Genomic DNA, 12,690 nt, shown 5'->3' with positions numbered 1-12,690 from the left:
TTCCCTCCGTGGCGGGGTGGACGGTCGTGGTCTCTGCGGCCTACCGGGAGCGCAGCTCCTGGAGGGCCCTCTCGCGCACCTGCGCCTTGTCGATCTTGCCGCCGGCGTTGGTGGGTAGCGACGGGACGAGGACGATCTCCTCGGGCAGCTTGACGACGGCCACCTCGCGGTCGCGCAGGAACGCGCAGAGCCCGACGAGATCCGGTGTCGCGCCTGCGGCGGGGACGATGACGGCGCAGGCGCGCTCCCCGAGACGGTCGTCGGGCACCCCGACGACCGCCACGTCGGCGACGGCAGGATGCTGGGACACGAGGTGCTCGATCTCGGCCGGGAAGATGTTGGTGCCCCCACGCAGGATCATGTCTTTGATGCGTCCGACGATTCGCAGGTTGCCGCGCTCGTCGAACCGTCCGACGTCGCCGGAGTGGAACCAACGCTCTTCGTCGAATGCGACAGCGTCGTAGTCCGGTTGGTTCAGGTATCCGTACGACTTGGCGTCCCGCCAGCAGACCTCGCCAGCCTCGCCCGAGGCCAGGGCGGCGCCGTCGGCGCCGGCGAGCCTGACCTCGACACCGGCGCAGACTGCGCCGACGGTGGTGCGGCGGACCTCGTCGTCGTCGTCCACGGATGTCATCACCGGCACACCGCCGTCGGTGGAGCCGTAGATGCTCTGCACCCGGCAGCCCATCCGCTCCTCCAGCTCCTCGGCGGTACTGGCCGGCAGTGGTGCACCTGCGTTGTTGAAGCGGGTGAAGCGGGACAGGTCGGCGGACTCCAGGGCCAGTGGCAGCAGCATCACCATCTGGGTCGGGATCGCGGTGGCATACGTGGCGCCCTCGGCGACGATGAGGTCGAGTGCGGCCTGGGGTGACCACCGTTCCAGGATCGCTGCGGTGGCACCGAGCAGCAGGGGTGCCAGGACCGGGAAGATGTAGCCGGTGGAACCGGTGCCCGCCGGGGCCAGGCCCGCGGCGACGTCGTCGGCCGTCATCCGCAGCCGGGGGACGACGTTGTGCAGCAGCAGGGCCTTGAGGTCGTTCCCACCCCACACCGCAGCCTTCGGCGTACCGGTCGTGCCCGACGACGACATCACCAGCGTGGGCGCCCCGGCCGGGACGCGCAGTGCCGCGAGTTGTTCACCGGAGAGCGGGTCGGCCGCGGCGGCCAGCGCCTCTATCGTCTCGCTGCCCCCGCTGCGGGCGGGGAGCACCGCGCGCATGCCGGGCAGCTCGGCACGGATCGAGGTGGCGAGGCCGGGAAAGTCGAAGTCGTCACCGGTGATCCCGCCTCCGCCGGGCACCACCAGCACCGAGGCACCCACCGTGGCCAGGAGCGGGCGCAGTTCCGCACCGCGCCACGCTGTGCTCATTGGCATGAACAGCGCACCGATCCGGACACATGCGAGGTGCAGTGCCGGGAGCAGGGTGCAGCCGGGCAGCTGTGCCGCGACCGGCGCGCCGGCCCCGACCCCCAGCCCGTGCAGCACCGCCGCGAGCCGTACGGAGAGGTCGCTGAGCTCGCTGTAGCTCAGCCGACCGCGCGCGTCGACCACCGCGGGCTTGTCGGGCCAGGTGCGGGCGTGCTCGTCGACGATGTCGGCGAGTGTCCGCTCGTCCCACAGGCCGAGCTCGTACATGCGCGTGACACCCGCATCCTCGCGGAGCGGGAAGGAGAGGTGCACTGCCGCCATCGCGTGCCTCCGTTCATCATAAGAATTATGAGATACCGGCTGTGGTGGGGCAATGGGTGAAGACCACATCACCGAGGCAGGGCCGGCGGGCCGGGTCGGCGACGGCATGCACCTCCCTCGGGGTACCAGCCGGCCGGCCGGGGCAGGCGGGGGGTAAGACCTGGCAGGACACCACGCACACCGGCTGACGACTATCGGATGAGATCGGGGGGCACGACGTGTGGCCGCACAGCACGTCGACCAGCCGGCCCGAGTGCACGCCGGGTCCGCCGTAGGAGCGCAGCGTCACGGCGGCCGCCACGGCGAGCCGGTCCCGCCATGCCCCGTGTCCCCGGGGCGGGAGAACCCCCGCAGGTCGATCACGGTGGGGCCGGCGTCATCGCTGCGGGCGCAGCCGCCCGGCCCGGTCGCGCAGCGAGTACCGCATGAACTTGCCGGTGCTGGTCATCGGGAAGGACTCGACCAGCTCGACCGCCTCCGGCCACTTGGTCCGGCTCAGACCCTTGTCCTCGAGGAAAGCCGTGAGGTCGGCCAGCGTGACGTCGTCACCGGGGGTCGCGGGAACGACGAAGACCGCAGCCCGTTGACCGAGCCGCTCGTCGGGCATGGCGACGACTGCGGCCTGGCCGACCCGCGGGTGCTCGTAGAGCAACTCCTCGATCTCGCGGGGATCGATCTTGTAGCCGCCCCGGTTGATCAGATCGTCGCGGCGCGACACGAAGTAGCCGTAGCCCTCGGCGTCGAAGCGGACGATGTCGGCAGAGCGGAACCACCCCTCGGGTGTGAACATCTTCGTCGTCGTCTCCGGCTGGCCGTAGTAGCCGACCACGAAGTTCGCGCCGCGCGACCAGAGCTCGCCCTGCCCGGGCAACTCGACGTCGTTCCCCGCGTCGTCCACCAGGCGCATCTCGATCCCGTCGAGTACGGAGCCGATGCTGCGGCTGGTCACCGAGATCGGATCGCCCGGCCGCGTCATGTGCGTGACGCCGGCCTCGGTGTAGCCGTAGAACGCGGCGATGTCGGCCCCGAGCTGGGTGTTGAGTGCAGTGAGTGTCTCCGCCGGGCAGGGGGCGCCCGCGTAGCAGATGCCGCGCAGGCTTTGGACATCGCGTGAGCCGAGGTCGGGGACGCGGGCGAGGTCGATGAGCATCGGCGCCGCCCCGAGCAGGTAGGTCGGCTTGTCGCGCTCGAGAAGCTCGACGCACCTCTTCACGTCCCAACCGGTGAGCAGCGTGAAGGCCGCTCCTCGGCGCAGCGCCGACAGCACGCCCAGGCCGAGTCCGGTCAGGTGGGCGATGGGAGTGACGATGATCCACTGTGCGTCGCGGGGGAACTGCTGGCCCTGCTCGAAGCTCTCGATCCAGAACAAATTGTTGGCGTGGGTGTGCAGCTCCGCCTTCGGTCGCCCGGTGGTACCGGAGGTGAACATGATGAAGAACGGGTCGGCGCCGGTGGGGCGCAGTGCTTCGATGTCGTGCGCCGGCTCCGCCGCGGTCATGTCCTCGAAGGAGAGCAGCCCGTCGTCGCCGTCGCCGTCGCCGTCGCCGCCGACGACCACGATGTGCTCCAACACGGCGATCCGTTCGCACATCGTGCGGGCCAGCGGGACGAAGTCGCGGCCGTTGAACGAGGCGGGCACGACGATCGCGCGCGCCCCCGTCAGGTTCAGCACGTAGTCGAGGTCGTGTTCGTCGTAGACGACATGCAGGAAGACCGGGATGACCCGGACCCGGGCGCACGCCATCAACGTCACGCAGAACTGGCTCGAGTTGGGCAATTGCATGGCGAGCCGGTCTCCGGGCTTCAGGCCGAGCTCCAGCAACGAGCTCGCCAGCCGCCGGGTCCGCTGTTCGTACTCGCTGTAGCTGGTACGCAGGCCGTCCTCGTCGATGATCGCAAGGGAGTCCGGACGCTCGGCCGCGTGGCGCTCGAGGTCGTGCACGAAACTCCGCTCGGACCAGGAGCCGTCGTCGACGTAGCGCTGCAGCACCTCGCGGGTGACCCAGGTGTCGTCGCGGGCGGCCAGCTCGTCGAGTCTGTCGCTGAGCTTGTCGGTCATGGTTCTCCGGTCATCGGTGGGCTGTTGTCAGTCGTTGAGGCCGAGCTGGCCGGCGATGATGTTCTTCTGGATCTGTGACGTGCCCCCGAAGATGGTCATGACGAGGCTGTCGCGAACGTAGGACTGCATGTCGCTCTCCATGCTGTAGCCCATCCCGCCCATGAACTGCATGCCCTGCAGGGCGGCCTCCTTGGCCGTTTCGGTGGCGAAGAGCTTCGCCATCGAGGCCTCGGCCGGCGCCGGGTCACCCTCGTCCAGCAGCTCGGCGACGTGACGGACCAGCAGTCGCGCGGCGAGCAGTTTGGTGGCCGTCTCGGCCAGACCGTGCTGCAGCGCCTGGAACCGGCCGATGGGCTGCCCGAACTGGTGGCGTTCCTTCACGTAGCGCAGCACGTCGTCGAACGCGCGCTGGCCGACCCCGACCGCCTCGGCGCCGATGATCATCCGCTCGCTGTTGAGGCCCTGCACCAGTGTCTGCCAACCCGCGTCGAGCCCGCCCACGATGTCGGTGTCGTCGGCGGGGACATCGGTGTAGCGGGTGACGGTGGTGTCGATGTGCCCGAGCATGCTCAGCTTGGTCACATCGACCTGGTCCATCGACACCAGGAACAGCGAGATGCCGCGGTGCTTGGATGCGTCGGGGTTGGTGCGCGTCACCACGAGGACCCAGCGGGCGTGGTTGGCATTGCTGGTGTAGATCTTCTCGCCGTTGATCCGCCAGCCGTCGCCGTCCCGGCGGGCATGGGTCCGCACGGCCGCGGCGTCCGATCCGGTGTCGGGCTCGGTGATCGCGATGGACAGAACGTCACCGCGCACCACCCCGGGGAGGACCCGCTGCTTCTGCTCCTCGGTACCGAATCTGATCAGCGCCTGGGCGGTGATGACCGTCGTGAGGTACCCGGTGACCGGCAGGCGGTGGTAGGAGAGGCGTTCGGTGAGCAGTGCGACGTCGGACAACTCCCCGCCCGATCCGCCGTACTCCTCGGGAATGGTCAACCCCAGCCAGCCGGTGGCGGCCAGCTTGCGGTAGAGCGCGTCGTCGTGGGCGACCGAGCCGTTCGCCGTGATCTCGCGAAGCTTGTGGGACGGACACTCCCGCTCGCAGAATGCGTCCACCGCCTTGACGAAGTCGGTCTGCTCGGGGGTGAGTCGCTCGCGCAGGGCCGTCATCCTGGGACCTCACTGTTTTCCTGATAAGGATCACCCGGTACGTTAGCGCCTTCCGGCGACCGCGTCACTAGGCGCGACCCGCTGCGCACGACCTTGCTGAGGAGGATCCGGATGAGCACCGTCGAGCAGGCCCACACCTCGGAGCTGGTGTCCCCCGACGGCACCCGGGTGGTGGTCTACCGGTGGGATCCGGTGGGCGCCCCGCGCGGCGCCGTCCAGATCGCGCACGGCCTGGGCGAACACGCGCGCCGGTACGCGCAGACCGCGGCGGAGCTGAACGCGGTCGGCTTCGTGGTCTACGCCAACGACCACCGCGGTCACGGCGCCACCGCAGGTGACCCGTCGCGGTTCGGCGTCCTCGGGGAGGACGGGTGGAGCCGTCTGGTCGGGGACGTCGGAGCGCTGGTGGAGATGGTCCGCGACGCCCACCCGGGGCTGCCCGTCGTGCTGCTCGGGCACAGCATGGGGTCACTGGCCACTCAGCAGTATCTGCTCGACCACAGCGACCGGGTCGATGCGGCTGTGCTGTCCGGAACCACAGCCCTGGACCAGCTCGCGGCCGCGATAGACCTGGACCAGCCGCTGGAGCTCGCCGGGTTCAACGCCGCGTTCGAACCGGCCCGGACCGAGTTCGACTGGCTCAGCCGCGACGAGGCGATCGTGGACGCCTACGTCGCCGACCCGGCCTGCGGATTCGGTACCGACATCCCCTCGTCCAAGCTCATGTTCGGGTCCGGCTCCCAGCTGGCCGAGCCGCAGCGGCTGCTCGGCATTCGCAAGGACCTTCCGCTCTACGTGGTCGCCGGTGACCAGGATCCGATCAACGCCGGGCTTGCCCTGCTCGACCTGCTCGTTGAGCGCTACCGTGCGGCCGGGCTCACCGAGGTCACGGTCGCCACCTACGCGGGCGGCCGGCACGAGATCCTGAACGAGACCAACCGTGCCGAGGTGGTCGCCGACTTGGTGGCCTGGCTGGACCGGGTGCTCGGTGCCCGCTGAAGCCGCGCCCGACCCGACCACGACGGAGGCGACGAGATGACCGCGACCGAGTTCCAGCACGTCCGGATCGAGATCGACCGCGGCGTCGGCCTGCTCACCGTGGACCGGCCGCCGGCGAACGCGCTGGACCTCGCGCTCGTCCAGGAGATCTCGCTGGCGGCGACGCGGACGGCGGCCCGCGACGACGTGGGCGCGCTCGTCATCACCGGCGCCGGGCCACGGTTCGTCGCGGGTGCCGACATCAAGATGATGAGCTCGCTCGGTGCGGACGAGATGCCCCGGTTCATTAGTGGCATCCAGCGGGCGATGGATGACATCGAGGCCATCCCGCTGCCGACCGTCGCCGCGGTCAACGGCCATGCCATGGGCGGCGGCATGGAGCTGGCACTGGCGTGCGACCTGCGGATGCTCGCGGACGAGGCGCGGATCGGGCTGCCCGAGGTACGGCTCGGTCTGCTCCCTGGGGCGGGCGGTACGCAGCGGCTCGTGGAGGTCGTGGGCAAGGGCAGAGCCCTGGACCTGCTCTATACCGGTCGTCAGCTCGCAGCCGCGGAGGCATTGGCGTTGGGCCTGGTCAACAGTGTGCACCCGGTCGACCGGCTGGTGGCCGAGGCCGTGGAGTACGCCGCAGGCCTCGCGGCGGGGGCCCGCCCGGCGTTGCAGGAGCTCAAGGCGTGCGTGCTGGCCCATCTCGACGGCGGCCGGAGAGCGGGGATGCGCGCCGAGACGTCCGGAATCGATCGACTCTTCGGCACCGCCGACGCCAGAGAGGGGATCACGGCGTTCGTCGAGAAGCGGTCGCCGCGTTTCGGTCAGGGCTCGGGACGGGACTGAGCTCGGATCGAACGGTGATCGGTCTGCCAGATCACCGACACCACCGGGACCGACGGTGCCTCGCGCGGCCGTCGCGACCGCAGTGCGCTCTCAACCATCTCATCTAGGAGGCCGAGCCTGCCGCATGAATACGAACCTGACTCGATCACACCGACTTCGTCGGCCCCGGTCTTCTTGGTTGCAGCCGTGGTCAACAGATCCTGGCCCCGTACCGACGACGACCGGTTCCCCCTCGTGAAGGCCGTCCGCCCGGGCGAACGGGTCGTGTTCGACGGGGACATCGGCAAGATTGTCGGCGACCGTTGGGACGGGGCAGGTGAGCATCGTGGAACCGTCGTGCTGCTGCACGGCGGTGGCCAGACCCGGCACTCTTGGTTCCGCACGGCCGCCGCGCTCGCCGACAACGGGTGGACCTCGGTCGCCCTGGATGCCCGCGGGCACGGTGACAGCGACTGGTCGCCCGACGGTGACTACGGCATCGACGGGCTGGTGGCTGACCTGGCATCCGTGGTGGGGGCCTTGGGCGAGCGCCCCCTGCTGATCGGCGCGTCGATGGGCGGGATGACCTCGCTCGTCGCGGAGGGCGAGTTGGGGAAGGTGGCCCGCGCGCTCGTGCTCGTCGACATCGTGCCGCGGGCGGAACGTGCAGGCGTCGCCAGGATCATGGCGTTCATGAGCGCGAATCCCGACGGGTTCGGTTCGCTGGACGAGGTCGCGGAGGCCGTACGGGCCTACAATCCGCACCGCAAGCGGGCGCCGACGCCCGAAGGTCTGCGCAAGAACGTGCGGCTGCGGGAGAACGGCCGGTGGTACTGGCACTGGGACCCGGCGTTCCTGCAGATCGATTCCGAGCCGCGCCGCTCCACCTCCCACGAACGTGCCGCCGCGGCGGCACGGCGGATCACCGTCCCGACCCTGCTCGTACGTGGGGAACAGTCCGACATCGTCAGCGACGAGGGTGTCGCGGAGTTCCTCCGGCTCATCCCCGGTTCACGGCATGTGGACGTATCGGCGACCGGGCACATGGTCGCGGGAGATGACAACGACGCCTTCACCTCCACGGTGCTGGCGTTCCTGGCCGACGCCGACGTCTGACGGCGGCCCGCGGGCTGGGGACGGGAACGGGAGCTCTGATCCGCGATTGAGCGTGACCCCTGGAACCGCACAAGTCCGGCCCGACGCGGCGCCCGCTCCAGCCGCACCGGGAAGAGACGGGACCAGGGGATGCGGCGCCTTCCCTGAACGGATGTCAGGACGCCGTGTCGCGTTGTCGTACACGTCGGCGTCGCGAACGTTCCTCCCGTGCCTTGGACGGACCAGGATCACCAGGTCGGTCCCGTGCTGACCGAGCTGCGTCGCGGTCAGGTTCTCGCCCCCGAATGCGGACAACATCGCCTACCTGACGACCACGCTGCGGTGAGCGAGAGCGGTCCCCCGACACTTGTCCGCCCCGCGGGTGGCGTGTGCGGGTCAGATTCAGAACGTGAATGTCAGTCCGGACTTCGGGGTGTACTCCCGGCGCGCGTCCCACCTTCTGGCGCCGGCCGTGAATGGCCGGTAGGCCACGCGTCGTGCGGCCCGGCGCCGCGGATGCGGCCTGCATCACGATCGCCGCCGCCTCGGACGTCGTGTGCCGACCCGCTCCTCCGGGAGTGCGTCAGAATGCGACACGCCCAACACTCACCACAGCCGGGCCCGGCCCGCATCGGACCGCGCGATGGCCGGTCCGGGTATCGAAGCGGAGGCGTGTCACGAAGTGACACACGCCACGTCCCGCTCCCGCGGTTAGCGTCGTCTGGTGGATGGGTCGAGCTCGGAGGTGGGCATGGACGGCCTGATCATGGATCGGCCGCTGTTGATAAAGCAGCTGCTCTGGCGTGCGGAACGGCTGTTCGGCGACAAGTGCGTCATCTCCCGGACCGGTGACGGTGCGGACACCAGCTACACCTACGCCGAGTACGCGGTGCGAGCGCGCAAGCTCGCCCAAGCATTGGCCGCGCTGGGCGTGGGCCCCGGCGATCGGGTCGGGACGCTGGCCTGGAATACCCACCGCCATTACGAGGCCTACTTCGGCGTGCCGTGCATGGGTGCCGTGCTGCATACCGTGAACCTGCGGCTGTTCGACGAGCAGATCGCCTACATCATCAACCACGCCGGCGACCGGGTGCTGCTGATCGAACCCGACCAGATCCCGCTGATCGAGCGGCTCGCCCCGGAACTGCCCGGTGTGCAGGCCTTCGTCGTGCTCGCCGACCAGGTGCCCGAGACCACGCTGAGTCCCGTCCACTCCTACGAGGAGCTGCTCGCCGCACAGGACGGAAAGCTGGAGTTCCCCGACCTCCCCGAGACAACCGCGTCCGCGATGTGTTACACGTCGGGCACGACCGGGGACCCCAAGGGTGTGCTCTACAGCCACCGAAGCGTGGTGCTGCACACCCTGGCCCTGTGCCTGCACGGCTCGATCGGGGTGCGCGAGGAGGCGACCTTCCTCGCGATCAGCCCGATGTTCCACGCCAACAGCTGGGGCATCCCCTTCGCCGCCGCCCTGCAGGGTGCGACGTTGGTGCTGCCCGGTCCGCACCCCGAGCCGAAGCACTATCTGGAGCTCATCGACCGGCACAAGATCACCCACGCCGTCGGCGCGGTGACGATCGGCGTGATGATGCGCGACCTGCTCGAACGCGACGACCCGCACTACGACGTCTCCTCCCTAGACGTGCTCTGGCTGGGTGGGCAGGCCCCACCCCGCGGGCTGATGAAGTGGTTCAAGGACACGCACGACATCGTGGTGCCGCAGGGCTGGGGCATGACGGAGGCGTCGCCGTTGGTCACGTTCACGGCGTTGAAGAGCAAGCACGACCACGTCCCCGAGGACGAGGTCTACGACATCCGCGGCAAGCAGGGTCTGCCGCTACCACTGTGCGAGGTCAGGCTCGTCGACGAGGGCGGAACCGACCTGCCGTGGGATGGCAAGGCCGTCGGCGAGTACCACCTGCGCTCGCCGTGGATGGCCAGCGCCTACTACGACGACCCACGCAGCCCGGCCAGCTACGACGCGCAGGGCTGGTTCAAGACCGGCGACGTCGGGGTGATTGACCCGGACGGCTACGTGCAGCTGACCGACCGTTCCAAAGACCTGATCAAGAGCGGTGGGGAGTGGATCTCCTCGGTGGAGCTGGAGAACTCCCTGATGGCGCACCCGGCGGTCGTGGAGGCATCGGTGGTGGCCGTGCCGCACGACAAGTGGATGGAACGCCCGCTCGCCTGTGTCGTGACCCGCTCACCGGTCACCTCCGACGAGCTCACGGCGTACTTGCTGGAGCACTTCCCCCGGTGGTGGGTTCCCGAGGAGTTCCTGTTCGTCGATGCCATCCCGAAAACCGGGGTGGGCAAGTTCGACAAGAAGGTCCTGCGGGCCAGGTTCGGCGAGGCCGACGCCCGCGACCGGCACCGGGCGGAGGCACCGCGATGATCATCGTCGACTACCGGTGCGAGGCCTGCGACGGCGTGAGCGAGCACTTCGTGTCCAGACCGGTGCCACCGACGATGCAGTGCCCGGCCTGCCGGGCACCCGCCCGGCGCCGGTTCTCCGCGGTCGGGCTCTCCGGTCGGGCGGCACCGCCGGTCGAGCGCACGCCGGCCGCGTCCGAACGATCGCTGTGCCTGGACAACCGGGACGTGCCCGGGCTCTGCCACATGACGCCCGACGCCGCCCGCACGTGGGTCGCCAGGGCCAGGGGGGACAACCGCAGCCTCGACCGGGAGCTGGAGCGCCAGGAACGCTCCCTCAAAGAGAGCGCCGGACCAGCGGCCGATCCGGTGTCTCACGACCACGGGCACTCCCGCGGGGGAGGGCATACCCACACACATTCGACACCCGCAGCCCGCAGTGGCCCCCGTGAACGCGGTGCGCCGACCATGTCGACGACCGAAGGAGAACGAGATGGCTGACAGGCTTGCCGGCAAGGTCGCGCTGATCAGCGGCGCGGCGCGGGGGCAAGGGGCCGCGCACGCGTCGCTGCTCGCCTCCGAGGGCGCGCGGCTGGTGATCGGGGACATTCGCGCCGATGAGCTGGGCGCTGTGGCGGAGACTCTCACGGCGAAGGGGCACGAGGTCGTCGCTCACGTGTTCGACGTCCGCGACGAGGACGGCTGGGACGCTGCGGTGGCGCTGGCCGAGGAGCGCTTCGGACGGCTCGACATCCTGGTCAACAACGCCGGAGTCCTCGACATGGCCGGCGTCGAGGCGACCGCCCGCGAGAGCTGGGACCGGGTCATCGCGACCAACCAGACGGGGGTCTGGCTGGGGATGAAGGCCGCGGCCGCGGCGATGCGCCGGGCGGGCGGCGGGTCCATCATCAACACCTCCTCGATCTACGGCCTCATCGGCAGCGGCGGGGCCACCGCCTACCAGGCCACCAAGGGTGCTGTTCGGCTGCTCACCAAGACCGCGGCCATCGAATTCGCCGGTGCGGGCATCCGCGTCAACTCGGTGCACCCCGGGATCGTCGACACCCCGATGGTGTCCGACGACGTACCGGCCGAGGTCATCCCGATCATCGTCGGCGCGACGCCGCTGCAACGTATGGGGCGGCCTGAGGAGATCTCCTACGGCGTGCTCTTCCTGGCCTCGGACGAGGCGTCGTACGTGACCGGTTCAGAGCTCGTGATCGACGGCGGCTACTCGACCCAATGACCCGACCGGGACGTTAAGGCGTCCGGCCCGACAGGGACACGACCAGCGATCGGCCTCGGCTGGAGAACGGAGCACCGCCGTGGCGATCGAAATCGGAGGGTCCATAACAGAGCCCCGGCCAGTCCCTGGTGCGCCAAGACATCATCGCCGACCAGCCCGGCTTCGACTGCTGGTTCCAGACCGAGCACCACTTACAGCCAGAGGGTGATCGAGGCTCAGATGCAGTACTTCGCCGAGCAGATCATGCCGGTGCCGCGCAAGGAGTGTGGCCGGGTCGAGCGCGGGCCCAGCAGCGTCGCTCTGAACGTCCCAACCGGAATCCCGGTCAACAGCTGATCCCAAGAAGGAGACGATCATGGCTTCCCCTGGAACGGCCAAGCGGATGTGGGCGCTTGACTCGCCCACCTTCACCGTCGACAAGTCCCTGCTCCTACTCGGTGCAGCAGGCGAGTGCACGATCCCGATGCCCGCCTACCTCATCGAACACCCGAGGGGGCTGGTGCTTTTCGACACCGGCCTGGTCCCGGCGGCGGCCACCGATCCCGAGGGAGTCTACGGGCCACTCGCCGAGCATCTCGGCCTGCGGTTCACCCCGGACCAGACGGTGGACGCTCAGCTCAAAGCCCTGGGTTACAAGCTGTCCGATATCAAGTACGTGATCGCCTCGCACACGCACTTCGACCATACCGGCGGGCTGTACCTCTTCCCGGACGCCCAGTTCTACGTGGGCGAGGGCGACATGAGGTTCGGGTTCTGGCCCGACCCGGCCGGGGCGGGGTTCTTCCGGCAGGCCGACATCGAGCCGCTCCGCGGTCGTAACGTGCTCGAGGTACCAGGCATCGATCATGACGTGTTCGGCGACGGAAGCATCGTCATCCTGTTCACCCCGGGCCACACCCCGGGCGAGCTGAGCCTTCTGGTTCGGCTGCCGGGTCGCAACTTCATCCTCACCGGCGACACGGTGCACCTGCGGGACGCGCTGACGATGATCGCCCCGATGCCCCACGACGCCGACACGGTCCAGGCGCTGAGATCGATCCGGCGGCTCAACCTGCTCCGCGACTCCGCCGACGCCACCATCTGGATCAGCCACGACCCGGAGGACTGGGCCGAGTTCAAGCACGCACCGAACTGCTTCGAGTGACTGATGGTCAGTCGGCGGTCAATTAGTATAATCTAAATGGGCGGAGTCGGGCGCCGTCCACGAGGCCGATACCTCTCGCCGGCCGGAGATCGCGAGGT

General features: G+C 69.3%; 11 protein-coding genes. 8 read left to right on the top strand and 3 right to left on the bottom strand.

Translation table 11 applies throughout. The features are described from left to right. Positions 1–40: 40 nt before the first annotated feature. The 3 genes from I4I78_RS00580 to I4I78_RS00570 form a co-directional block, all read right to left on the bottom strand. The gene (locus I4I78_RS00580) at positions 41–1,690 is read right to left on the bottom strand and encodes an AMP-binding protein (RefSeq protein WP_218609145.1); all 1,650 of its coding nucleotides are present in this window, start codon (positions 1,688–1,690) and stop codon (positions 41–43) included. 376 nt (positions 1,691–2,066) lie between these two features. Beyond that, positions 2,067–3,749, bottom strand: coding sequence for a class I adenylate-forming enzyme family protein (locus I4I78_RS00575; protein ID WP_218609144.1), 1,683 nt, complete (start codon positions 3,747–3,749; stop codon positions 2,067–2,069). Between the two features lie 27 nt (positions 3,750–3,776). Further along, positions 3,777–4,919, bottom strand: a complete 1,143-nt coding sequence (locus I4I78_RS00570) for an acyl-CoA dehydrogenase family protein (protein ID WP_218609143.1) — start codon at positions 4,917–4,919, stop codon at positions 3,777–3,779. 111 nt (positions 4,920–5,030) lie between these two features. Here I4I78_RS00570 and I4I78_RS00565 point away from each other — a divergent pair, with 111 nt between their 5' ends. The 8 genes from I4I78_RS00565 (at position 5,031) to I4I78_RS00535 (ending at position 12,592) form a co-directional block, all read left to right on the top strand. After that, positions 5,031–5,918, top strand: a complete 888-nt coding sequence (locus I4I78_RS00565; protein WP_218609142.1) for an alpha/beta fold hydrolase — start codon at positions 5,031–5,033, stop codon at positions 5,916–5,918. 36 nt (positions 5,919–5,954) lie between these two features. Further along, positions 5,955–6,752: an enoyl-CoA hydratase/isomerase family protein gene (locus I4I78_RS00560; protein ID WP_218609141.1), complete on the top strand. Its 798-nt coding sequence runs from the start codon at positions 5,955–5,957 to the stop codon at positions 6,750–6,752. 264 nt (positions 6,753–7,016) lie between these two features. Further along, positions 7,017–7,847: an alpha/beta hydrolase gene (locus tag I4I78_RS00555; RefSeq protein ID WP_308251829.1), complete on the top strand. Its 831-nt coding sequence runs from the start codon at positions 7,017–7,019 to the stop codon at positions 7,845–7,847. 703 nt (positions 7,848–8,550) lie between these two features. Beyond that, a complete protein-coding gene (locus I4I78_RS00550) occupies positions 8,551–10,224 on the top strand; it encodes a long-chain fatty acid--CoA ligase (protein WP_308251828.1) in 1,674 nt (557 codons plus the stop codon). Then, complete coding sequence (locus I4I78_RS34075; protein WP_218609140.1) at positions 10,221–10,703, top strand: FmdB family zinc ribbon protein; 483 nt, start codon at positions 10,221–10,223, stop codon at positions 10,701–10,703. Before I4I78_RS00550 ends, I4I78_RS34075 begins: the two co-directional genes overlap by 4 nt. Then, positions 10,696–11,448, top strand: a complete 753-nt coding sequence (locus tag I4I78_RS00540) for an SDR family NAD(P)-dependent oxidoreductase (RefSeq protein WP_218609139.1) — start codon at positions 10,696–10,698, stop codon at positions 11,446–11,448. Before I4I78_RS34075 ends, I4I78_RS00540 begins: the two co-directional genes overlap by 8 nt. 204 nt (positions 11,449–11,652) lie before the next feature. Continuing rightward, positions 11,653–11,784 (top strand): hypothetical protein, encoded by a 132-nt coding sequence (locus tag I4I78_RS33260; protein WP_255567023.1) that lies wholly within the window; start codon positions 11,653–11,655, stop codon positions 11,782–11,784. Between the two features lie 19 nt (positions 11,785–11,803). After that, a complete protein-coding gene (locus I4I78_RS00535) occupies positions 11,804–12,592 on the top strand; it encodes an N-acyl homoserine lactonase family protein (protein ID WP_218609138.1) in 789 nt (262 codons plus the stop codon). The last annotated feature ends 98 nt before the right edge of the window (positions 12,593–12,690 follow it).

Origin of the sequence: Pseudonocardia sp. KRD291, assembly GCF_019263595.1 — a bacterium.
Taxonomy (GTDB): Bacteria; Actinomycetota; Actinomycetes; order Mycobacteriales; family Pseudonocardiaceae; genus Pseudonocardia.
Note: the sequence above shows the minus strand (reverse complement) of the source record. Positions and strands in the feature narration are given on the sequence as shown.